The sequence below is a fragment of the Parazoarcus communis genome, from assembly GCF_003111645.1.
In the GTDB taxonomy this organism is placed as follows: domain Bacteria; phylum Pseudomonadota; class Gammaproteobacteria; order Burkholderiales; family Rhodocyclaceae; genus Parazoarcus; species Parazoarcus communis_A.
On record NZ_CP022187.1, the window covers coordinates 4,263,043 to 4,285,220 of the forward strand.

Here is a 22,178-nt window from a genome sequence, read left to right on the forward strand (position 1 = left end):
AATGAAGGGCCAGAAAGGTTTCACCTTGGTTGAAGTGATGATCGTGGTTGCGATCGTCGGCATTCTTGCAGCAGTGGCCTACCCGAGTTACCAGCAGCATGTGCTGAAGACCCGGCGGGCTGCTGCAGCCGGATGTCTGCTTGGGCATGCACAGTTCATGGAGCGTTACTACACAACGAACATGACCTACGTTGGAGCGGTGCTTCCTGCCGTATCCTGCACGGCGGAATTGAGTGGCTTCTATAACTTTGGATTCAATGCGGGAACGCCTGTGTCGGCAACAACCTATTTGATCGAGGCGACGCCACAAGGCACGCAGACCTCAGACACACGATGTGGGACGCTTGGTATCAATCAGGTGGGAACCAAGACCGAATCGGGGACGGGGACTCCTTCAGACTGCTGGTGAAATGCGGGTAGCAGATCCCTGTGCCTGAAACGAAATGCCCGCTGACATGAATAGTGTCAGCGGGCATTTCTATTGGCTTGCCGGCGGCTATTGAGCGCTCCTCATCGACGGGGGTCGCGTTTGCGGTCCCCGAGTTATCCTGCCGATGAAGTGTGGTGCGCCGCGGCCTTGGCAGCATTGGGCATGACTACCCGCTGTTGCGCAAGCCTGCGGCGACGCCGTTGATGGAGATGTGAATGCCAAGGCGGATGCGCTCGTCTCCCGACTGCTCGCGGTGGCGTCTGAGCAGCTCGACCTGCACGTGATTGAGCGGGTCGAGGTAAGGGAAGCGGTTGCGGATCGAGCGCTTCAGCAGCGGGTTGGCCGCAAGCAGTTCGTCCTGGCCGGTGATCGCCAGCAGGACTTCGACCGTGTCCTTCCATTCGGCGCGGATGCGGTCGAAGATGCTCGTGCGCAGGTCGGCGTCCTTTACAAGTGCCGCATAGCGCGAGGCGATCGCGAGGTCGGTCTTTGCCAGCACCATGTCCATGTTCGACAGCAGGCTGGCGAAGAAGGACCAGTCGCGGTACATCGTCTGCAGTCTGGCGAGGCCATCATCGGGATTGGCGTTCAGCCAGGCCTTGACCGCCGAGCCGAAGCCGAACCAGCCCGGCAGCATCAGCCGGCACTGCGACCACGAGAAGACCCAGGGAATTGCACGCAGGTCCTCGATATGCGTGCCTTTCTTGCGCGACGCCGGACGTGAGCCGATGTTGAGGCCGGCGATCTCCGAGATGACCGTCGACTCCCAGAAGTACTGTTCGAAGCCCGGTGTTTCGTAAACCAGGCCGCGATAGGCCTTGAACGCCGTGTCCGACAAGGCCTGCATTGCCTCGAGGAAGGCGGCCGGGGTGGTGTCGGCGCCCGCCGGGCGCAAGCTGCTCTCGACGGTGGCGGCAACCAGGACTTCAAGGTTGCGCCGTCCTACCTCCGGGTGGCCGTACTTGGCGGCGATCACTTCGCCCTGTTCGGTGAGTCGGATCTGTCCCTGCACTGCGCCTTCGGGCTGGGCCAGGATGGCCTGGTAGCTCGGGCCGCCACCGCGGCCAACCGAGCCGCCGCGGCCGTGGAACAGGCACAGGCGGACTCCGTGGCGCGCGAAGGTTTCGACCAGTTCGCCTTCGGCCTTGTATAGCGCCCAGCCCGAGGTCAGGAAGCCGCCGTCCTTGTTGCTGTCGGAATAGCCCAGCATCACTTCCTGAGTGTCCTGGCGCGCGTCGCTCAGCAGTTTGCGGTAGCCCGGGATCGAGAACATGCGATCCATGATGATGGAGGCGTTCTCCAGGTCGTCGATGGTCTCGAACAGCGGCACGAGGTTTACGTCCAGCGCGTTCTCCAGCGGTCGCAGCAGGCCGGCCTCCTTGAGCAGTACGGCGAGCTCGAGAAGATCGGACACGCTGTCGGTCTTGGAGATGATGCAGTTGCGGATCGCGGCCTTGCCGTAGCGCAGGTGCGCAGCACGTGCCGCGCGGAAAATGGCGAGTTCCGATTCCGAGTCGTCCGAGTACTGAACGTGCGGCGACGCGAGCGGGCGGGCGGTGGCGAGTTCTTCGAGGAGCAGCGCACAGCGGCCTTCCTCATCCTGCTCCAGATAGGCTGTGCCCGGGCGGGCGACTTCGAGCAGCTCTGCGATGACTCTTTCGTGGACGTCGGAGTTCTGCCGCAGGTCGATCGGCGCAAGGTGGAAGCCGAAGACCCGCAGTGCCCGGCGCAGGTGGCGCAGACGCCCGCGTGCAAGCGCAGCGCTGCCATTCGCCTGCAGCGAGCGGTGGAGGATGTCGAGATCATCCGAAAAGGCTTCGACGTTAAGGTAGGGCTCGGCATCGGCCACGGCATGGCGTATCGGGTCGCTACCGAGGAGCGTACGGTGTGTTGCCGAGAGGCGGGCGTAGATGCCGGAAATGGCACGCCGGTAAGGTTCGTCGCTGCGGTGTGGAGAGCTGTCGTGCGAGCGCTCGGCGAGGGCCAGCAGCGCGTCCGACGCGCTGACGAGGCCATGTGCCAGCGACAGTTGCGAGCCCAGCGTGTGCAATTCGTCGAGGTAGTATCCCAGCGCAGCGGCAGCCTGCATCTTCAGGGCCTGTTCGAGCACTTCGGCGGTGACGAAGGGGTTGCCGTCGCGGTCGCCGCCGATCCAGCTCCCCACCTGCAGGAATGGGGGCAGTTCGAGTGCGCCCAAGGCTGGATCAGCCTTGCTCAGACGGTCTTCCAGGCTGGCGTAGAGTCGGGGAAGCTCGCGCAGGAAGGTGCTTTCGAAGTAGGACACGCCGTTGCTGACCTCGTCGATCACCGACAGCCGGGTCGGACGCAGCATGCGGGTCTGCCACAGCGTGAGTACCGCGCGGCGCAGGGCTTCGAGGTTGTTTTCGGCTTCTTCCGGCGTCAGCTGCATGCGGTCGCGCTCGTCGAGCAGCCTGGCGACCACGGTCTGGCAGTTGAGGATGCTCTTGCGCTGGACTTCGGTGGGGTGTGCCGTCAGCACCGGCGAGATCAGCGCGGTGTCGAAGAAGGCTGCGAGCTCGGCAGGGCAGGCAATGTCCTGATCGATGGCGTGGCCGATCGCGTGCGCCAGACTGCCTTCGCGGGGGGCTGAGCCGGCCAGCAGGTGAGCGCGGGAGCGGCGGATGTGGTGCTGATCCTCGGCGATGTTGGCAAGGTGCGAGAAATAGCTGAATGCACGCACGACCTGGATGGTCTGCTCGCGTGACAGGGCGTCCAGAATGCCCTCGAGTTCGCGGCGTGCGGCAAGGTCGTCGTCGCGCCTGAAGCGCACCGAGGTCTGGCGGATGCGCTCGATGAGATCGAAGCTCGATTCGCCCTGCTGGTCACGAACCGTGTCACCGAGCAGGCGGCCTAGCAGCCGGATGTCTTCGCGCAGGGGCGCGTCCTTGTCTTGAGTCATGGGCGGTCTGAAGAGGGTCGGGTTGAAGGGGGTTTCAGCGTGTTCTCGAGTTCAGCGTAGTGCGCGCAGCATCAACCGCGTTGCTGAGGTATTGCCCGTAAAAGTCGGGCAGCCTCATGCCGACAATGGCCTCGCCGATTCTGGCGCCATCCGGCCCATAGACCACGACGGTCGGGGTCAGGCGCACCTTTCTGACGCGTGCAAACTCGCGATGCGTCGTGCGGGTGCCCTCGAAGTCGACAAGCGCGGCATCGGAGTCGATATCAACCTGCCGGTAAAGTGCGTGATCCCGGGTTTCGGCAGCCGACGACATTGGCACCAGATAGCGACGGGCTTCTTCACACCAGGTGCAACCGGCCTGACTGTAGAGCACCACCATCGGCAGCGCCTCGGCGCGCATCCGTCTTGCATCCTGTGCCAGGTTCTCCGCTGCGGGCAGTCCCTGCGCTGCACTCAGGGTCATTGGTACGCATGCTAGAATTGCGAGCAGCCTGCGCGCCATTGGTGCGAACCCTGATGCTGCGTTGCCGCAAAAATGTGCCTTCAGCAGCATGACAATCGTTCTCCCAGCATGAGTCCTCCTAACGTGAGCCTTTCCGCCCCTGCATCTTCTTCGATCTCCGCCCCCGAACGCATCGTCATTGCGACCCGTGAGAGCCGCCTTGCCCTCTGGCAGGCGGAGCATGTGAAGGCGCGACTCGAGGCATTGTATCCCGCCTGTCGGGTCGTGCTTCTGGGCATGACCACGCGCGGTGACCAGATCCTCGATCGTCCGCTTGCCAAGGTTGGTGGCAAGGGTCTTTTTGTCAAGGAACTCGAGACGGCGCTGCTTGACGGGACGGCCGATATTGCCGTGCATTCAATGAAGGACGTGCCCATGACGCTTGGCGATGAATTCACGCTGGGCTGCATTTCGGCGCGCGAGATTCCACTCGATGCCTTCGTCTCGAACCGCTATGAATCGCTGGCCGACATGCCGCCGGGCACGGTGGTGGGGACCTCGTCGCTGCGTCGCGAGTCGCAGTTGCATGCACAGTACCCGTTTCTTGCAGTCACCAGCCTGCGCGGCAATCTCGACACGCGGCTGCGCAAGCTCGATGAGGGGCAGTACGATGCGATCATCCTCGCTGCCGCCGGCCTGAAGCGCCTTGGCCTCGGCGAGCGCATCCGTTCCACCTTGCCCGCCGAGATTTCGTTGCCGTCGGCAGGTCAGGGCGCGCTCGGCATCGAATGCCTGGCCAATCGCAGCGACATCGTCGAGTGCCTGCAGCCGCTCAATGACGTGGACACCTCTGCCTGCGTTCGTGCGGAGCGTGCCGTCGCACGTGCGCTTGCCGGCAGTTGCGAGGTGCCTCTCGGCGCCTACGCGGAAGTCCGCGCTGGCGCGCTGTGGTTGCGCGGTTTCGTGGCGCTGCCGGACGGCAGCCGCATCCTGCGTTCCGAGCGTGAGGGCGCCGTTGAGGATGCCGAAAAGATTGGTCGTGAGCTGGCCGAGGATCTTCGCGCCCAGGGCGCGGAGGAGATTCTGGCCGAGCTGGGCTGAAACGGGCGAGCCGCGGTCGTGGAGGCGGTTGAGTGGATATCGGATGCGCTGAACGGGCGCACGATCGTCGTCACCCGGCCGCAGGAACAGGCGGAAAGCCTGTGCAGGGCGATCGAGCAGCGCGGTGGCACTGCCTTGCGCTTTCCCGTGATCGGGATCGGTCCGCTTGCGGATCGCTCGGAGATTGAGCGGGTTGCCGGTCGGCTCGACACCTTCGACCTTGCTTTTTTTGTCAGTCCGAACGCGGTGAGGTATGCGCTCGATGGCTTGCTGGTGGCGCGCGACTGGCCTGCATCGCTGCGAGTGGCAACAGTCGGCAAGGGGAGTGAGCGCGCGCTGGCGGCGCGTGGCTTCCGCAGGGTGATCGCGCCTGAGTCCGGGTTTGATTCGGAGTCGGTCCTCGCGCTGCCGGCGTTTGCGCCCGCAGCCGTGCGCGGACGCCGGATTCTGGTCCTGCGCGGAGATGGTGGCCGCGACCTCTTGGGTGAAACCCTTGTTGCGCGAGGCGCCGAGGTCGAGTATCTAAGCTGTTACAGACGTTTTTGTCCGGACGTCGAGCCTGATCGCCTGCTCGAACCGGTGAAGCGGCGTGAGGTTGATGGGGTGCTGCTCAGTAGCAGCGAGGGCGCGCGGAATCTGGCGGATATCGTCGGGGCGGCGGGGATGGTGCTGCTTTCGGATGTGCCCGTTTTTGCATCGCATCCGCGCATAGCAGCGCAATGTCGTGAGCTCGGATTTGCCCGGGTTATCGAAGCCGGGGCAGGTGACGACGGCGCATTGCGCACGATAATTTCCTATTTTGGTTAAACTCTCGGCATGAAAGAAGAAACGCCTGCGCTCATTCAGCCGCCTCCAGAGGCGACTCAGTCCTCCGCTCCGAAAGCCGAAGCGGCCCCTGAACATGCGCCGGAGACGTCCGGTCGGGACGAAACACCAAACACCGAGCAGCCTGCGCACAAGAGCGGTGTGGCCGGCTGGGCCTTGCTGCTGGCCATCATTGCCATTGGCGGCGCGGGCTTTGCCGTGTGGCAGTCGTGGGAGTTCCGCGGGCAGGCCTCAGACCTGCGCGAAGAGCTCGCAAGCAGGCTGACGCAGGGTGACACTGTCGCAACCGAGGCACGCGCCATTGCGCGCCAGCAGCAGGAGCTGATCTCGAGCCTGCAGGGCAAGCTGGGTGCGCTTGAGTCCAAGGTCGAGGAGACCGAGGGCCAGGCCGCGGCGCTGGAAACCCTGTATCAGCAGTTCTCCCGCTCGCGCGAAGACGGCGTGATGGCCGAAATCGAACAGGCGGTGTCCATTGCCGCGCAGCAGCTGCAGCTGGCCGGCAACCTCGAGGCCGCTCTGATTGCCTTGCAGGGCGCAGAGACCCGGCTGGCGATGCATGATCGCGGGCAGCTCGCGCCGCTGCGCAGGGCGCTTGTCAGTGACATCGAACAGCTCAAGCAGACGCCCGTGGTTGATGTGCCCGGAATGGCGCTGCGTCTGGAACGACTGCTGGTAGGTGCCGATGCATTGCCGCTCGCCTTTGTCGGTGGGCCGCAGGGCACGGAGGGCGAGCCTGAAAAGGTGGAGCAGAGCAGCGGCATTCCTGCGCTGGACTTCGCCAAACAGCTCGCACTGGATGTCTGGCACGATCTGCGCGGCCTCGTGCGTGTCGAGCGCCTTGATCCGGCTGCCGAGCCTGTTCTGCTGGCGCCGGCTCAAAGTACCTTCCTGCGCGAGAACCTCAAGATTCGCCTGCTGACCGCACGTCTGGCCTTGTTGGCCCACGATGGGCGGACGTATGCCGCCGATCTCGCACAGGCGCGAAGCTGGGTTGAGCGTTTTTTCGATGTGCGCGACGATCGCGTGAATTTCGTGCTCGAGGAGTTGCGCACGCTTGAGGCGATGCCGGTGAGCATTGAGCGCAAGGGGTTGACCAACAGCTTTGCCGCGTTGCGTCTGCTGCAGTCGCGCGGCGGTGAGGCCCCGGCACGTGCCGCACCTGCGCCTGCTGCGAAGCCTGCGGCGGTGCCTCCGGCTGCTGCTGCGGAGCCTGCGCTGTCGACTCCGGCGACTCCGCCCGTCACGCCAGCGCCTGCGAATCCGGCTCCGGATGCCGTCCCCGCTCAACCCGCTCCGGCTGGCGACAAGCCCGCTGCGGCGCCACAGTCCTGAGGGCCGGAACATGCGAGCCCTGCTCTGGCTGATCGCCATATTCGCACTTGCCGCTGGGGCGGCCATGCTGGCCGGCGCCAATGACGGCTACGTGCTTGTCGTGTTCCCGCCCTGGCGGGCGCAGTTGTCACTCAACCTCTTGCTGGTCCTGCTCGTGCTGGGCTTCATGCTCGGCTACTTCGTGATCCGCCTGGTTCGGCGCACCCTGGCCTTGCCATCGGTCGTCGGTCAGTGGCGCGAGCGCCGTCGCAGGGAGAAAGCTGGGCAGGCCCTGCGCGATGCGCTGCGGACCCTGTTCGAGGGGCGTTTCACGCAGTCGCTCAAGTTCGCTTCGTCGGCGTTTTCTTCCGGCGAGAGTCCGGCGATGGCTGCACTGGTGGCCGCTCGTGCGGCGCACGCCCTGCATGACGATACCCGCTACCGGATCTGGCTTGGACGTGCGGCGGACCAGGGCGAGGACGCCCGGGTTGCACGCTTGATGACCGAGGCTGAGCTCGCGATCGAGCAGAGGCGATTCGTCGAGGCGGCCGAAACGCTGGAAACGCTGAAGCTTGCGGGGCACCGGCATATTGCCGCCCTGCGGCTGTCGCTGCGTGTTGCGTCGGCGCTCAAGCGGTGGGAAGAGGCATTGAAGCTGACCCGCCAGTTGCGCAAGCACAAGGCCTTGTCGGCAGAGCAGGCGCTGCCTCTGCTGCGACGGGCGCACATCGAGCGCCTGCAGGAATGTGCGGGTGACGGTGCGGCACTTGCCCATCTGTGGTCCGAAATTCCTGCGGACGAACTGGCCGACCGCCGCCTGGTCGAGCGCGCCGTGCCCCTGCTGGCTGCAGCGGGTCAGGGGGCGCTGGCGCGTCGCACGCTTGAGCGCCTGCTCGATGCCGAGTGGGACGACGGACTTGCGCGTCTGTATGCGGGATGCGGTGAGGGCGAGGGGGACGAGGTGGCCTGTCTCGCGAAAGCCGAGGGCTGGCTCAAGTCACACCCGCGCGATGCCGGGTTGCTGTTTGCGCTGGGCCGCCTGTGCATTGCTTCGCAACTGTGGGGCAAGGCGCAGAGTTACCTCGAAGCCTCGCTCAATCTCCAGCCGACGGTTGAAACCCATCTTGCGCTGGCGCGCCTGCTGGAACAGCTTGAGCGGCCGCAGGACGCTCAGCGCCATTACCGCGCCGCGGCCGAGCGGGTTTCGGTATAGGCCTGCCTCCGTCAGGAGGCTTCAGGCATAAGCGATTTCGGGTCCGGCGCCACGAATGCGCTGGGCCCGGATCAGGGCTTCGGTAATGTTCGATGTGACATTGTCGTCGCCGAGCTGGTCGAGAAACCCGGAACGGAAAACCAGAGAACCCGGCTGCGAATTCAGTCCGCACAGAATCAGTGTCGCCCCCCGCTTTTGCAGATTCCGGTGCAGCGTCTGCAGGATGTCCAGGCCTGTGGTGTCGATGTTGATGACCTTGTCGGTATCCAGGATGACGACATCGGGATGGCCGTCCTGCATCAGCAGCAGGTTCTCGAGCTTGTTGGCGGCGCCGAAGAACAGGCTGCCGAACATGCGGTAGGCCAGAATCCGGGGCGTGCCGTCTGCCCGCCTCACCCCCGCCACGCCGTAATGCTCCTCAAGCGGAATGCGTTCGATACGGGTCAGGTCTGACATCCGGTAGATGAAGAACAGGCTGGCCATGACCATGCCCAGCTCCACTGCGAGTGTCAGGTCGAAGATCACGGTGATGAAGAAGGTGCCCAGCAGGATGGTGCGATAGGCCAGGGTGTAGCGCGCCAGCTGGTTCGGCGAAAAGGCGTGCCACTCGCCCATGTTGATCGAGACCACGACGACGATGGCCGAAAGGGTTGCGAGCGGAATGTAGCTTGCGAACGGGGCCAGCACGAGGACGATGGCCAGCAGCACCAAGGCGTGAATGATGCCTGCAACGGGCGTCCGGCCGCCGGTCCGGATGTTGGTGGCGGTGCGGGCAATCGCGCCGGTCGCGGCAAAGCCGCCGAACAGTGGGGCGACCACGTTGGCGATACCTTGCGCCATCAATTCCTGGTTGGGGTCATGACGGTCGTCAATCTGGCTGTCGGCGACACGTGCCGACAACAGGGATTCGATTGCGCCCAGCAGCGCGATGGTGAGCGCAGGTGCGATCAGTTTGCCGAGGCTGCCGAGCGAGAGTTCGGGCAGTCCGACCTCGGGCAGTTCCTGCGGGATGCCGCCAAAGCGGCTGCCAATGGTGTCGACCGGCAGACTGAAGATCGCATTCACCAGGGTGCCAATGATCAGCACGGCAAGCGGGCCCGGAAGGCGTTTCATCCATGGCACACGCGCCGCCCGCCTGTTCCACAGAACCAGCACGGCAAGCGAGGCACATGCGACTGCAATTGTGGGCAGATGCAATGTGGGGAGTGCCGCGTAGAGTGCTTCGAGCTTGGCGAAGAACTCGCCTGGCAGGTTGTCGATCTTGAGGCCGAGGAAGTCCTTGATCTGCGACATGAAGATCACGACCGCAATACCGTTGGTAAAGCCAATGACCACCGACAGCGGAATGAAGCGGATCATGCTGCCGAGGCGAAAAGCGCCCATCGCCAGCAGCATGACGCCCGACATCATGGTTGCGATCAGCAGGTTCTGCACGCCGTGATCGACCACGATCGCGTAGATGATCGGAATGAATGCACCCGTAGGGCCGCCGATCTGGACCCGCGATCCACCCAGCAGCGAGATCAGCAGGCCGGCGACGATGGCGGTCCAGATGCCCGCAGTCGGTGACATCCCGGACGCAATGGCAAAGGCCATTGCCAGCGGCAGGGCAAGGACGCCTACGGTAATGCCGGACGACAAGTCCTGGGTGAAGCCAACGCGTTCGTAGCCGTGCAGCGTGTCGAGCAGTTTGGGGCGAAACCTGATGTTCATGATGTCTCCGTAATGCGGTCTTGCGACATGGCACTGTTGCTGATGCTTACGGAGACAGACGCCCTCGGCCGGCGCGTTGCAGCGCGATCCAGCGTTTCGAGGGCGTCAGCGGCATGGGCTTACTTCACCCGCATGCCGGGTGCTGCACCGCCGTCGGGCGACAGGATGTAAAGCCCGCCGGTCTTGCCTTCGGGGTCGGATGCGGCAAGCACCATGCCTTCACTCATGCCGAATTTCATCTTGCGTGGCGCGAGGTTGGCCACCATTACAGTCATTCGCCCGACGAGCGTTGCCGGGTCATAGGCTGACTTGATGCCTGCAAAGACCTGGCGCGGACGTTCCTCGCCGATATCGAGTTGCAGCCGGATCAGTTTGTCTGCACCTTCGACATGGCTGGCGGCGACGATCTTCGCAATCCTCAGGTCCACCTTGGTGAAATCATCGATCGAAATATGACCTGACGTGGCTTCGGACGCAGGCGCTGCGTGTTGCTGCTTTTCTGCATGGCGCTGTTGCGAAGACGCGGTCTTGGCATCCTTCGCCGGCGCGGCGGCAGCCGGTGCAAGCGATTCGCGATTGGCCTCGAGCAGTGCGTCGATCTGCTTGCGATCGATGCGGGTCATCAGGTGCGCGTAGGCATTGATGGTGTGACCGGCGGGGAGCGGTTCCCAGGTGCCGGTCCAGTTCATTTCGGGAACGGACAGGAAGGCTTCGACCTGTCCTGCGAGCGCGGGCAGCACCGGCTTGAGGTAGCGGGTGAGGTCGCGGAACATGGTCAGCGCAGTCGAGCACACTTCATGCAAGCGCGCTTCCTGGCCTTCCTGCTTGGCCAGCTCCCACGGTTTGTGTTCGTTGACGTACTGGTTTGCGAGGTCGGCCAGATGCATGATCTCGCGCAGGGCACGACTGTAGTCGCGCTCTTCAAAACAGTTTGCGATCGAACCCGAATTCCATGCAGCAGCGAACTCGGCGATTGCTGCAGCGTCCGGCGCAGCAAGGCGGGCATCGAAGCGCTTGGTGATGAAGCCTGCGCAGCGGCTGGCGATGTTCACGAACTTGCCCACGAGGTCGGAATTGACCTTCGCGATCATGTCGTCGAGGTTGAGGTCGACGTCTTCCATGGTGCCGTTGGACTTGCCCGCAAAGTAGTAGCGCAGCCACTCGGGGTTGAGCTTCTGCTCCACGTAGGAGCGCGCGGTGATGAAGGTGCCGCGGCTCTTGGACATCTTGGCACCGTCTACGGTCAGGAAACCGTTGACACACAACTGGCTCGGGGTGCGGTAGCCGGCGAACTTCAGCATGGCAGGCCAGAACAGGGCGTGGAAGTAGAGAATGTCCTTGCCGATGAAGTGGACCATCTCGGTGCCGCTGGCTTCTGCCCGCGCAGCGTCGGTGAAATCCTCGACGCTGATGTCGCCACGCTTCTGTGCCAGCTTGTTGAAGCTGGCCAGGTAGCCGATCGGCGCGTCGAGCCAGACATAGAAGTACTTGCCCGGTGCGCCGGGGATCTCGAAGCCGAAGTAGGGCGCATCGCGCGAAATGTCCCAGTCCGAGAGCTTGTTCTCGCCCTCTTCGCCCAGCCATTCCTTCATCTTGTTGGCAGCCTCGGCCTGCAGGCGGCGCGTGCCGGCCGCATTGCTGCCGCGTGTCCATTCGCGCAGGAAGGCCACGGCACGCTCGTCAGACAGGCGGAAGAAGTAGTGCTCGGAGGTCTTGAGTACCGGCTTTGCACCTGACACTGCCGAGTACGGATTCTTCAGTTCGGTCGGTGCGTAAGCGGCGCCACACACCTCGCAGTTGTCGCCGTACTGGTCGGCTGCGCCACACTTCGGGCACTCGCCCTTGATGAAGCGGTCGGGCAGGAACATTTCCTTGACCGGATCGTAATACTGTTCGATGGAGCGGGTGTCGATCAGCGCGGCCGTATTGAGCTTGCCGTAGATGTCTTCGGCGTAGGCGCGGTTCTCAGGGCTGTGCGTCGAGTGGTAGTGGTCGAATGCAACGCCAAAGTCGGTGAAATCGCGCAGATGTTCGCCATGCACGCGGTTGATCAGCGCCTCGGGGGTGATGCCTTCTTTTTCGGCGCGCAGCATGACGGGCGTGCCGTGGGTGTCATCGGCGCAGACGTAGTGCACCGTATTGCCCCGCATGCGCTGGTAGCGCACCCAGATATCGCACTGGATGTATCCGACCAGGTGGCCGAGATGGATGTCGCCATTGGCGTAGGGCAGTGCGTTGGTGACGAGGATCTTGCGGGACATGATGGCTTTGCTTGAATCGAAAGATGAGAGTTTAGCAAAGCCGGCCGCCTATCCCGTCACCGGATGAGGTCGGCCGTACAAAGAATCGACGCGTCCCGGGGCGCGTCGCAGGGCTCATTCGAGCGGGCGCAGGAAAAACTCCACTCTGCGGTTGCGCGCACGTCCGGCTTCACGACTGTTGTCGGCGATCGATTCGGCCTCGCCCTTGCCGTCGGCCGACATGCGATCGAGCGCAATGCCGCGGGTACGCAGGTATTCCATGACGGCTTCGCTGCGCCGGATCGAAAGCTGCAGGTTGTACATCTCGCTGCCAACGCTATCGGTATGGCCAACGATATGGATCGCGACGTCGGGGTAGGCGTTCAGGGTGGGAATGAGCGTGTCGAGTGCGCGGGCCAGCGGTGCGCGAAGTTCGACGCTGTCCGAACTGAATCCGTCGGACACCGGAATGCGGAGATGCAGGCTGCTGTCGGTCGGTGCGCCGACTTCGGCGCCGGCAACATTGCCAAGTGCCTTGTCGAGGCCTTGCCGCAGTCCCGGCCAGTCGATGCGGGGGACTGGTCTGGCGGCCGGTGCCGTGGTGGATGTCGATGTGGTGCCGCCCGTGGTGCCCTGGCTTGCGCAGGCCGACAGCAACGCTGCTCCAAGGCAGAGTGGCAGCAGAAGGTGTTTGCGAAGGCGGGCGGAGGTGGTGTTGAGCATGATTTGTCGCGTGATTATGAAAAATGAATATTATCGGCCGAATTCGGGTAATCGGAAACCCTGATGTCGGAGAGGGTGAGTGAAAGTCCGGTGTCCGGTATGATTTCGCCCGACCCCGCCGTTTGGCGGATGCACCGATCTTGAAGGAAGCTGACATGAGTCTGACCCAGGAAGCCGTTACCGAAGCACTGAAATCCGTCATCGATCCGAATACCGGAAAGGATCTTGTTTCGACACGCTGCATTCGAAACCTGGCTGTCAATGGCGCCGACGTGCGCTTTGAGGTCGAACTCGGTTACCCGGCAAAGAGTCAGCACGAGCCGATCCGCCAGATGCTGCGTGACGCCTTGTCCGGCCTGGCCGGGATGGGGCGCGTGGAAATCGAGGTGTCCAGCAAGGTGGTGGCGCATTCGGTTCAACAGGGCGTCAAGTTGCTGCCGGGAGTGAAGAACATCATTGCCGTGGCTTCGGGCAAGGGCGGGGTGGGAAAGAGTACCACTGCCGCCAACCTGGCGCTGGCCCTTGCCGCGGAAGGCGCACGCGTCGGCATGCTCGATGCAGACATTTACGGTCCGTCGCAGCCGCAGATGCTGGGGATTGGCGATCGTCGGCCGGAGTCACTCGACGGCAAGACCATGGAACCGATCGAGGCTTACGGTCTGCAGGCGATGTCCATCGGCTTCCTGATCGACATCGACACGCCGATGGTCTGGCGCGGACCGATGGCGACGCAGGCGCTCAACCAGATGCTGAAGGAAACACACTGGAAGGATCTCGATTACCTGGTGATCGACATGCCGCCCGGCACCGGTGACATCCAGCTCACCCTGTCGCAGAGCGTACCGGTCACCGGCGCCGTGATCGTGACCACACCGCAGGACATTGCCTTGCTTGATGCCCGCAAGGGCCTGAAGATGTTCGAAAAGGTTGGCGTGCCCATTCTGGGAGTGGTGGAGAACATGAGCATCCACATCTGTTCCAAGTGCGGCCACGAGGAGCATATCTTCGGTGCCGGCGGCGGACAGTCGATGTGCGACGACTACGGCATCCCGTTTCTCGGTGCCTTGCCGCTCGACATGCAGATCCGGCAGGAGGCCGACGAGGGGGCGCCGACGGTCGTTTCCGATCCGGACGGGCGCATCGCTGCGACGTACAAGTCGATCGCGCGCAAAGTGGCCGTCAGCATCGCCGAAAAGTCCAAGGACATGACGCACAAGTTCCCCAATATCGTGATCCAGAACACCTGACACAACTTTGCGCCGCCGCTTGCTTTCGCATCGGCGGCGCTTGCCCTAAACTACGCGGATTTTTCGACGCCGGATTCTCCGGCTGGCCGCACAGGAAATTTGCCTCATGTCCATCAAGTCCGATAAGTGGATCCGCCGTATGGCCGAACAGCAAGGCATGATCGAGCCTTTCGCGCCGGATCTGGTGCGGGTCAATGACGGCGGCAAGATTGTGTCCTACGGCACCTCAAGCTACGGCTACGATGTCCGCTGTGCCAACGAGTTCAAGATCTTCACCAACATCAATTCGACGATCGTCGATCCCAAGGATTTCGACGAGCGCAACTTCGTCGATTTCACCGGTGACGTCTGCATCATTCCGCCGAACTCCTTCGCGCTGGCGCGCACCGTCGAGTACTTCCGGATTCCGCGCAGTGTGCTGACGGTGTGCCTGGGCAAGAGCACCTATGCGCGTTGCGGCATCATCGTGAACGTCACGCCGCTCGAACCCGAGTGGGAGGGGCACGTCACCCTCGAGTTCTCCAACACCACGCCGCTGCCCGCCAAGATCTACGCCAATGAAGGGATTGCACAGATGCTGTTCTTCGAATCCGACGAGGTTTGCGACACCTCGTACAAGGATCGTGGTGGCAAGTACTTTGGTCAGACGGGCGTGACCTTGCCCAAGATCTGAGTCTGGTTTTGAGTGAATGCAACGAACAGGGCCGGCTGACGGCCCTTTTGTCTTTTCCGGACATGTCCGGTAACGAGCGGGAAACGAATGGCGGAGTACCATCGCCGTTTGCCCGCACATGCGCCGCGTTGGAGACCTGAAGGATGCGATTCCATTTTCCGATCATCATCATTGATGAGGATTTCCGTTCCGAGAACACGTCGGGCCTGGGTATCCGGGCGCTTGCGAAAGCCATCGAGGGTGAAGGGGTCGAAGTGCTGGGCGTCACCAGTTACGGTGACCTGACTTCGTTTGCGCAGCAGCAGAGCAGAGGCTCCGCCTTCATCCTCTCGATCGACGACGAGGAGTTCTCTTCTGCCGAAGCCTCGACCCTGGCGATCTCGGGCTTGCGTGCCTTTGTAGAGGAAATCCGCTTCCGCAACGCAGACATTCCAATCTTCCTGCATGGCGAGACCCGCACGGCGCGGCACATCCCGAATGATGTTCTGCGCGAAATGCACGGCTTCATCCACATGTTCGAGGACACGCCCGAGTTCATCGCCCGCTATGTGGTGCGGGAAGCGCGCAACTACCTCGAGTCGCTGTCGCCCCCGTTCTTCCGTGCGCTGGTCCATTACGCCGCGGACAGCTCCTATTCGTGGCACTGTCCGGGTCACTCGGGTGGCGTGGCCTTCCTGAAAAGCCCGGTGGGTCAGATGTTCCACCAGTTCTTTGGCGAGAACATGCTGCGTGCGGACGTATGCAACGCAGTGGATGAGCTCGGCCAGCTGCTCGACCATACCGGACCGGTGGCGGCCTCGGAGCGCAACGCGGCACGCATCTTCAATTGCGACCACCTGTATTTCGTCACCAACGGCACGTCGACGTCGAACAAGATGGTCTGGCACACAACGGTAGCGCCGGGTGACATCGTGGTGGTCGACCGCAACTGCCACAAGTCCATTCTGCACTCGATCATCATGACGGGCGCGGTGCCGGTATTCCTGACGCCGACGCGGAACCACTACGGGATCATCGGCCCGATCTCGCTGAACGAGTTCTCGATGGAGACCATTCAGCGCAAGATCGAAGCCAACCCGTTCGCACGCGAAGCCAAGAACAAGAAGCCTCGCATCCTGACCATCACCCAGTCGACCTACGACGGTGTGGTGTACAACGTCGAAACCATCAAGGAGATGCTTGACGGTCAGATCGACACGCTGCACTTCGACGAAGCCTGGCTGCCGCATGCCGCGTTCCACGACTTCTACGGCGATTACCATGCCATCGGCGAAGGCCGCCCACGGTGTCAGGAGTCGATGGTGTTCTCCACCCAGTCCACGCACAAGCTGCTCGCGGGGCTGTCCCAGGCGTCGCAGATCCTGGTGCAGGACTCGGAGACCCGGAAGCTCGACCGCGATGTCTTCAACGAGGCCTATCTGATGCACACCTCGACGTCGCCGCAGTACGCGATCATCGCGTCGTGCGACGTTGCGGCAGCAATGATGGAGTCGCCGGGAGGTCCCGCACTGGTCAACGAATCGCTGTCCGAGGCGGTCGAGTTCCGTCGCGCGATGCGCAAGGTGGACGCCGAGTTCGGCGACTCCGACTGGTGGTTCAAGGTCTGGGGGCCGGAGTACCTTGCCGAGGAAGGCCTGGGTGAGCGTGAGGACTGGATGCTGAATGCCGGCGATCGCTGGCACGGTTTCGGCGATCTGGCACCGGGCTTCAACATGCTCGACCCGATCAAGGCGACGATCATCACGCCGGGACTGGACATGGAGGGCGACTTCTCCGATCACACGGGGATTCCTGCCGCAATCGTGACCAAGTATCTGGCCGAGCACGGCATCATCGTGGAGAAGACCGGACTGTACTCGTTCTTCATCATGTTCACGATCGGTATCACCAAGGGCCGGTGGAACACCATGGTGACCGAGTTGCAGCAGTTCAAGGACGATTACGATCGCAATCAGCCGCTGTGGCGCGTGATGCCCGAGTTCATCGCCAAGCACCCGCGTTACGAGCGTGTCGGACTGAAGGATCTTTGCAACGAGATCCATTCCTTCTACAAGGCGAACGACGTTGCGCGACTGACGACCGAGATGTACCTGTCGGACATGGTGCCGGCAATGAAGCCGACCGATGCCTTCGCCAAGATGGCGCACCGCGAGATTGATCGTGTGCTGATCGAGGAGCTTGAGGGGCGTGTGACGGCCATACTGCTTACGCCGTATCCGCCGGGCATCCCGCTGCTGATTCCGGGCGAGCGCTTCAACGCCACCATCGTGCGCTATCTACGTTTTGCGCGTGACTTCAACGGTCGCTTCCCCGGCTTCGAGACCGATATCCACGGTCTGGTGAAGGGTGAGGATGGCCGCTACTGTGTGGATTGCGTGCGCCTGGACTGAGTGGTTCCGGTATTTCAGCGCAATGAAAAGGGGCCGTGTCTGCGGCCCCTTTTCTGTCTACGCGCCCGGGTTCAATCCTTTCGCCGGTACTCCACGAAATCGTAGTCGTGTTCATTGTCAGCGTCTGCCTTGCACGACCTGCGGCTGAGTTCGGTGAAGTGCTCACGGTCAAACGCGGGGAAGCGTGCGTCGCCCGGCACGTCGGCAGCGACCTCCGTCAGCAGCAGCGTGTTGGCCATGGGCAGCATCTGCCTGTAGATCTCTGCGCCGCCGATCACGAACACCCGCGGCAGGTCAGCGAGCGCCCGCAGCGCACTCTCCGGATCCGGATGGATCTCAGCGCCTGCAGCAACGTAATCAGCGTTGCGGGTGATGACCATGTTGCGTCGCCCGGGCAGCGGGCGGCCGAGCGACTCCCAGGTCTTTCTGCCCATGAGCACGGGGTGTCCGGTCGTGGCGGCCTTGAAGTGCGCAAGATCACCCTTCAGTCGCCATGGCAGTGCATTTTCGTTGCCGATCACGCCGTTGCGGGCGACTGCGGCGATCAGGACGATTTCCGGTTCGCTGCTCATATTGCGACCGGTGCCTTGATGTGGGGATGTGGGTCGTAGCCGCTCAGAGTGAAGTCTTCGAAGCGGAAAGCGAACAGGTCCTTCACCTCGGGGTTGATCGAGAGTGTCGGCAGGGGGCGGGGCGTGCGGGACAACTGCTCTTTTGTCTGCTCAAGGTGATTGAGGTAGAGGTGGCAGTCTCCGCCTGTCCAGATGAAGTCTCCCGGGACGAGATCGCAGACCTGCGCCACCATGAGCGTCAGCAGTGCGTAGGACGCAATGTTGAAGGGCACGCCCAGGAAGATGTCGGCGCTGCGCTGATACAGTTGGCATGAAAGCTTGCCGTTCGCAACGTAGAACTGGAACAGCGCGTGACATGGCGGCAGCGCCATCTTGTCCACTTCGCCAGGGTTCCAGGCCGACACCAGGTGACGGCGCGAGTCGGGATTGCGCTTGATCGCCTCGACCACTTGCGAGATCTGATCAATGCTGCGGCCGTCTGCGGTTTCCCATCGGCGCCACTGTTTTCCGTAAACCGGTCCGAGTTCGCCTGCTTCATCAGCCCATTCGTCCCAGATCGAGACGCCGTTTTCCTTCAGGTAGCGAATATTCGTGTCGCCTTGCAGGAACCAGAGCAATTCGTGGATGATCGAGCGCGTATGAAGTTTCTTGGTCGTGAGCAGCGGAAAGCCCTGGCTGAGCGGGAAGCGCATCTGCCATCCGAATACGGACAGGGTGCCTGTGCCGGTCCGGTCGGTCTTGCGATCGCCATGCTCGAGCACGTGCCGCATCAGGTCGAGGTATTGGTTCATGGCTGTTTCCGGGTAAAGTTCCGGATTCTACCCGCTGACGGACGGCTTGTCGGTAGCGAGGTATTGCACAGTTTGTGACAAATGGGTATGTATGCGAGTCAGGATATTGCTCGCACGGTGCGTGCCGCCGATGGGCGGGTCGCGCGCCGAAATACACGCTTGCCGATGGCGCTGGAGGAAAGGCAGTGAAAAGCAGGGGCGACATCTTCGATTTTACCTTGGGAAGGAGGCATGCCCCGACCCGCGATCCTGTTGCTGCCGTCGAGGAGGCTGCGCAGATACTGTGTGTGCAGTTGCGCCCGGAGCATCTGCCGGCCGACGCTTCGGCTGAAATCTCTGCCTTCATTGACGATTTCTTCGGGGCCATCAATGAGAGTGTCCCGCTTGGCGTGCTCCAGAACGACGGCCACAGCCCGGATGTGGACTGGGGTGTATGGATCTGCGCCGTGCGTGAGTCTGTCGGCGAGGTATTTTCGGCTTATCAGGCGTTCGTTGCGGGGCAGGGCGAAAAGCTGCCGCCGGCCGTAGCGCTGGGATTTGCGCGCATTGCCGCACAGTTCGTGCGCTGGGAACTCGTCGATCGCCACGTACCTGATCCTGATGTCTGGGCGCTGCTGGGGCAGCTGTTCGTCGACTCCGCTGATGCCGACAGCGTTCAGGCAAGCGCGGATGATGGCGGCGTGGTTCGCGAATATTTGCGGGCCCTTGCCTATCAGTCTGCAGCGCTCGATCAGTTGCAGCAGGTGGGGGCCGTGGGGGTTTGCCGCCTGGTGGACCTTGTGCTGCCCTTTCTTTCGGTGCGACGCGGTGACGCGCATGGCGCCCTGTACGTCGTGAATCCGCCCACCTCACCGACGCCGGTGCGCTTGTCGCGTTCCTTTGCAGCGCCGGGCTGGTACTTTCATCCGGCGGGCGCAGCCGAATTTCTCGCCGAGCTCCATGGTCAGTTGATCAGAGGGGTGCTGCCTCCCGTTCTTGCCGGTCACGATCCGCGCCTGTTGCGCGACGCGGCTCTGCATCTGCGCCGCCATTGGTCGGCACGCCCGCCTGTCAGGCGCTTCAGGCGTCACCTCGTCGACGGCCAGTTGCTTGTCGTGAGGGGATACGTCAACGTCAAAGGCCTTTTTGAGGCCAGGGGCGAGGTCGCTAACCGCGCGTGGCTCATTACCGATCTGAGTCGTGGCGGCGTTGGTGCCCTTATCTACAAGGAAGAGACTCAGCCAGTGCCGGAGGCCGGCGAACTCCTTGCGTTCCGTCCCAAGGATGGGGTGAGCTGGCACCTTGGTGTCGTGCGCCGCGTCCGCTTTGCTAAGGGCGACGCCGAGGTCGGGATCGAAACCTTGTCCGTGCGCCCCGAGCTGGTGCGGGTCGATGATGGACGCGTCCCGGTCGAGCTCTTCTTCTGCGACCCGTTACAAAGGGGCGAGGCGGTCAGGGTCATCGCACCTGTGGGCGTATTGCGTGAAGGAGCGCCGCTCTTCGTGAATGCTGAAGGGCGAGTTTCCAAGCTCAAGCAACTGGAAGGATCGATGGCCGGACAGGGCTTCGAGCTTCGCGCCTATCAGGTGCTCTGATCGGTTCCTGTCCTATCATTAGACCACGTTGAATATATTTTCATTTTCTTCTTGCATTAGTTCATGGGGTGTCTATAATGCGCACCTCTTCACCGCGAAACGCGATTGGCGAAACGGGGTGATGGCAGGAAAGCGGTTGTTTTTGCAGGTATTTTTGAAGCGGATTTCTGTTTTAGTTGTTTCGGTGGTTTTGAAATAAAACGAAAACAGGGGTTGACGAGATAAGTTAAGTTGATCATAATCTCGCTTCTCTGCTGCAGGAACTGCAGCGGTTCTTTAAAAAATTGAACAATCGATAAGTGTGGGTGCTTGATCGCTGTGGCCATGAAACTGCTTAGGCAGTTTTGAGTTTCACAAAGATTAGGTGCTCATATGTCAGTAAAATGATTTTGAGTACTTTGTAGGATTAAACTTAAGAGTTTGATCCTGGCTCAGATTGAACGCTGGCGGCATGCTTTACACATGCAAGTCGAACGGCAGCGGGGGTGCTTGCACCTGCCGGCGAGTGGCGAACGGGTGAGTAATGCATCGGAACATGCCCAGTCATGGGGGATAACTACGCGAAAGCGTAGCTAATACCGCATACGCCCTGAGGGGGAAAGTGGGGGATCTTAGGACCTCACGTGATTGGAGTGGCCGATGTCAGATTAGCTAGTTGGTGAGGTAAAGGCTCACCAAGGCGACGATCTGTAGCGGGTCTGAGAGGATGATCCGCCACACTGGGACTGAGACACGGCCCAGACTCCTACGGGAGGCAGCAGTGGGGAATTTTGGACAATGGGCGCAAGCCTGATCCAGCCATGCCGCGTGAGTGAAGAAGGCCTTCGGGTTGTAAAGCTCTTTCGCAAGGGAAGAAAACGGCAAGGCTAATATCTTTGTCGGATGACGGTACCTTGACAAGAAGCACCGGCTAACTACGTGCCAGCAGCCGCGGTAATACGTAGGGTGCGAGCGTTAATCGGAATTACTGGGCGTAAAGCGTGCGCAGGCGGTTTTGTAAGACAGATGTGAAATCCCCGGGCTTAACCTGGGAACTGCGTTTGTGACTGCAAGGCTAGAGTACGGCAGAGGGGGGTGGAATTCCACGTGTAGCAGTGAAATGCGTAGATATGTGGAGGAACACCGATGGCGAAGGCAGCCCCCTGGGCCTGTACTGACGCTCATGCACGAAAGCGTGGGGAGCAAACAGGATTAGATACCCTGGTAGTCCACGCCCTAAACGATGTCAACTAGTTGTTCGGAGAGGTAACTTTCTGAGTAACGCAGCTAACGCGTGAAGTTGACCGCCTGGGGAGTACGGCCGCAAGGTTAAAACTCAAAGGAATTGACGGGGACCCGCACAAGCGGTGGATGATGTGGATTAATTCGATGCAACGCGAAAAACCTTACCTACCCTTGACATGTCTGGAACTTGTGAGAGATCACTTGGTGCCTTCGGGAGCCAGAACACAGGTGCTGCATGGCTGTCGTCAGCTCGTGTCGTGAGATGTTGGGTTAAGTCCCGCAACGAGCGCAACCCTTGTCATTAGTTGCCATCATTTAGTTGGGCACTCTAATGAGACTGCCGGTGACAAACCGGAGGAAGGTGGGGATGACGTCAAGTCCTCATGGCCCTTATGGGTAGGGCTTCACACGTCATACAATGGTCGGTACAGAGGGTTGCCAAGCCGCGAGGTGGAGCTAATCTCTTAAAGCCGATCGTAGTCCGGATCGTAGTCTGCAACTCGACTACGTGAAGTCGGAATCGCTAGTAATCGCAGATCAGCATGCTGCGGTGAATACGTTCCCGGGTCTTGTACACACCGCCCGTCACACCATGGGAGTGGGTTTCACCAGAAGTAGGTAGCTTAACCTTCGGGGGGGCGCTTACCACGGTGAGATTCATGACTGGGGTGAAGTCGTAACAAGGTAGCCGTATCGGAAGGTGCGGCTGGATCACCTCCTTTCAAGAGAAAGGTCGCAGTGGTCAAGTATCCACAACTTATCGGTTGTTCAAGCGAAGAGCCTCGAGTG

General features: G+C 61.7%; 17 protein-coding genes and 1 rRNA gene. 10 read left to right on the forward strand and 8 right to left on the reverse strand.

Going from position 1 to position 22,178, the window contains the following annotated elements:
- The first annotated feature begins 1 nt into the window (after nt 1).
- A complete protein-coding gene (locus CEW83_RS19435; protein WP_108950833.1) occupies nt 2–409 on the forward strand; it encodes a type IV pilin protein in 408 nt (135 codons plus the stop codon).
- Nucleotides 410–596: 187 nt separating this feature from the next.
- On the opposite strand, the gene ppc is transcribed toward CEW83_RS19435, so the two are convergent.
- Together ppc and CEW83_RS19445 are read right to left on the reverse strand one after the other, a co-directional pair.
- Nucleotides 597–3,350 carry a phosphoenolpyruvate carboxylase gene (gene ppc / locus CEW83_RS19440; protein WP_108950834.1) on the reverse strand — a complete coding sequence of 918 codons (2,754 nt, stop codon included), beginning with the start codon at nt 3,348–3,350 and terminating at the stop codon, nt 597–599.
- Nucleotides 3,351–3,384: 34 nt separating this feature from the next.
- Nucleotides 3,385–3,813: a thioredoxin fold domain-containing protein gene (locus tag CEW83_RS19445; RefSeq protein ID WP_108950835.1), complete on the reverse strand. Its 429-nt coding sequence runs from the start codon at nt 3,811–3,813 to the stop codon at nt 3,385–3,387.
- Nucleotides 3,814–3,936: 123 nt separating this feature from the next.
- Between CEW83_RS19445 and hemC the strand changes: the two genes are divergently transcribed.
- The 4 genes from hemC to CEW83_RS19465 are packed head-to-tail and all read left to right on the forward strand — an operon-like array spanning nt 3,937 to nt 8,242.
- Nucleotides 3,937–4,893, forward strand: coding sequence for a hydroxymethylbilane synthase (gene hemC, locus CEW83_RS19450; protein WP_234418915.1), 957 nt, complete (start codon nt 3,937–3,939; stop codon nt 4,891–4,893).
- Between the two features lie 18 nt (nt 4,894–4,911).
- Nucleotides 4,912–5,700 carry a uroporphyrinogen-III synthase gene (locus tag CEW83_RS19455; RefSeq protein WP_234418916.1) on the forward strand — a complete coding sequence of 263 codons (789 nt, stop codon included), beginning with the start codon at nt 4,912–4,914 and terminating at the stop codon, nt 5,698–5,700.
- 9 nt (nt 5,701–5,709) lie between these two features.
- The gene (locus tag CEW83_RS19460) at nt 5,710–7,050 is read left to right on the forward strand and encodes a uroporphyrinogen-III C-methyltransferase (RefSeq protein WP_108950837.1); all 1,341 of its coding nucleotides are present in this window, start codon (nt 5,710–5,712) and stop codon (nt 7,048–7,050) included.
- Nucleotides 7,051–7,060: 10 nt separating this feature from the next.
- Nucleotides 7,061–8,242, forward strand: coding sequence for a heme biosynthesis HemY N-terminal domain-containing protein (locus tag CEW83_RS19465; protein WP_108951536.1), 1,182 nt, complete (start codon nt 7,061–7,063; stop codon nt 8,240–8,242).
- A gap of 21 nt (nt 8,243–8,263) precedes the next feature.
- On the opposite strand, the gene CEW83_RS19470 is transcribed toward CEW83_RS19465, so the two are convergent.
- The 3 genes from CEW83_RS19470 to CEW83_RS19480 all read right to left on the reverse strand — a co-directional run bounded on the left by CEW83_RS19470 (nt 8,264) and on the right by CEW83_RS19480 (nt 12,918).
- Nucleotides 8,264–9,955, reverse strand: coding sequence for a SulP family inorganic anion transporter (locus tag CEW83_RS19470; protein WP_108950838.1), 1,692 nt, complete (start codon nt 9,953–9,955; stop codon nt 8,264–8,266).
- 119 nt (nt 9,956–10,074) lie between these two features.
- Nucleotides 10,075–12,216 carry a methionine--tRNA ligase gene (metG, locus tag CEW83_RS19475; RefSeq protein ID WP_108950839.1) on the reverse strand — a complete coding sequence of 714 codons (2,142 nt, stop codon included), beginning with the start codon at nt 12,214–12,216 and terminating at the stop codon, nt 10,075–10,077.
- A gap of 114 nt (nt 12,217–12,330) precedes the next feature.
- Nucleotides 12,331–12,918, reverse strand: a complete 588-nt coding sequence (locus CEW83_RS19480) for an OmpA family protein (RefSeq protein ID WP_108950840.1) — start codon at nt 12,916–12,918, stop codon at nt 12,331–12,333.
- A gap of 155 nt (nt 12,919–13,073) precedes the next feature.
- On the opposite strand from CEW83_RS19480, the gene apbC reads away from it, so the two are divergent.
- The 3 genes from apbC (at nt 13,074) to CEW83_RS19495 (ending at nt 17,228) form a co-directional block, all read left to right on the forward strand.
- On the forward strand, nt 13,074–14,165 hold the full coding sequence (gene apbC / locus CEW83_RS19485) for an iron-sulfur cluster carrier protein ApbC (protein WP_108951537.1): 1,092 nt from the start codon (nt 13,074–13,076) through the stop codon (nt 14,163–14,165).
- Nucleotides 14,166–14,271: 106 nt separating this feature from the next.
- A complete protein-coding gene (dcd, locus tag CEW83_RS19490; RefSeq protein WP_108950841.1) occupies nt 14,272–14,838 on the forward strand; it encodes a dCTP deaminase in 567 nt (188 codons plus the stop codon).
- A gap of 143 nt (nt 14,839–14,981) precedes the next feature.
- Entirely contained in the window at nt 14,982–17,228 is a 2,247-nt protein-coding gene (locus tag CEW83_RS19495) for an arginine/lysine/ornithine decarboxylase (protein ID WP_108950842.1), read from the forward strand.
- 71 nt (nt 17,229–17,299) lie between these two features.
- Here the strand turns inward: CEW83_RS19495 and CEW83_RS19500 are convergent, their stop codons facing one another.
- Together CEW83_RS19500 and CEW83_RS19505 are read right to left on the reverse strand one after the other, a co-directional pair.
- Nucleotides 17,300–17,800 (reverse strand): dihydrofolate reductase, encoded by a 501-nt coding sequence (locus CEW83_RS19500; protein WP_108950843.1) that lies wholly within the window; start codon nt 17,798–17,800, stop codon nt 17,300–17,302.
- Nucleotides 17,797–18,591, reverse strand: coding sequence for a thymidylate synthase (locus CEW83_RS19505; RefSeq protein WP_108950844.1), 795 nt, complete (start codon nt 18,589–18,591; stop codon nt 17,797–17,799). Before CEW83_RS19505 ends, CEW83_RS19500 begins: the two co-directional genes overlap by 4 nt.
- Before the next feature lie 185 nt (nt 18,592–18,776).
- Here CEW83_RS19505 and CEW83_RS19510 point away from each other — a divergent pair, with 185 nt between their 5' ends.
- Nucleotides 18,777–20,165, forward strand: a complete 1,389-nt coding sequence (locus CEW83_RS19510; RefSeq protein ID WP_108950845.1) for a hypothetical protein — start codon at nt 18,777–18,779, stop codon at nt 20,163–20,165.
- A gap of 89 nt (nt 20,166–20,254) precedes the next feature.
- Here the strand turns inward: CEW83_RS19510 and CEW83_RS21160 are convergent, their stop codons facing one another.
- Complete coding sequence (locus CEW83_RS21160) at nt 20,255–20,491, reverse strand: hypothetical protein (protein ID WP_159099508.1); 237 nt, start codon at nt 20,489–20,491, stop codon at nt 20,255–20,257.
- An 82-nt stretch (nt 20,492–20,573) separates the two neighbouring features.
- Here CEW83_RS21160 and CEW83_RS19515 point away from each other — a divergent pair.
- Nucleotides 20,574–22,111: ribosomal RNA gene (locus CEW83_RS19515) — 16S ribosomal RNA — on the forward strand.
- Nucleotides 22,112–22,178 lie beyond the last annotated feature (67 nt).

Excerpts from the sequence above, each read along its gene's own strand:
- CEW83_RS19495 (WP_108950842.1), top strand. The coding sequence starts at position 14,982 with ATGCGATTCCATTTTCCGATCATCATCATTGATGAGGATTTCCGTTCC.
- CEW83_RS21160 (WP_159099508.1), bottom strand. The coding sequence starts at position 20,491 with ATGGCCACAGCGATCAAGCACCCACACTTATCGATTGTTCAATTTTTT.
- ppc (WP_108950834.1), bottom strand. The coding sequence starts at position 3,350 with ATGACTCAAGACAAGGACGCGCCCCTGCGCGAAGACATCCGGCTGCTA.
- CEW83_RS19445 (WP_108950835.1), bottom strand. The coding sequence starts at position 3,813 with ATGACCCTGAGTGCAGCGCAGGGACTGCCCGCAGCGGAGAACCTGGCA.
- CEW83_RS19460 (WP_108950837.1), top strand. The coding sequence starts at position 5,710 with ATGAAAGAAGAAACGCCTGCGCTCATTCAGCCGCCTCCAGAGGCGACT.
- CEW83_RS19500 (WP_108950843.1), bottom strand. The coding sequence starts at position 17,800 with ATGAGCAGCGAACCGGAAATCGTCCTGATCGCCGCAGTCGCCCGCAAC.
- CEW83_RS19465 (WP_108951536.1), top strand. The coding sequence starts at position 7,061 with ATGCGAGCCCTGCTCTGGCTGATCGCCATATTCGCACTTGCCGCTGGG.
- CEW83_RS19435 (WP_108950833.1), top strand. The coding sequence starts at position 2 with ATGAAGGGCCAGAAAGGTTTCACCTTGGTTGAAGTGATGATCGTGGTT.
- CEW83_RS19470 (WP_108950838.1), bottom strand. The coding sequence starts at position 9,955 with ATGAACATCAGGTTTCGCCCCAAACTGCTCGACACGCTGCACGGCTAC.
- apbC (WP_108951537.1), top strand. The coding sequence starts at position 13,074 with ATGAGTCTGACCCAGGAAGCCGTTACCGAAGCACTGAAATCCGTCATC.
- dcd (WP_108950841.1), top strand. The coding sequence starts at position 14,272 with ATGTCCATCAAGTCCGATAAGTGGATCCGCCGTATGGCCGAACAGCAA.
- metG (WP_108950839.1), bottom strand. The coding sequence starts at position 12,216 with ATGTCCCGCAAGATCCTCGTCACCAACGCACTGCCCTACGCCAATGGC.
- CEW83_RS19505 (WP_108950844.1), bottom strand. The coding sequence starts at position 18,591 with ATGAACCAATACCTCGACCTGATGCGGCACGTGCTCGAGCATGGCGAT.
- CEW83_RS19480 (WP_108950840.1), bottom strand. The coding sequence starts at position 12,918 with ATGCTCAACACCACCTCCGCCCGCCTTCGCAAACACCTTCTGCTGCCA.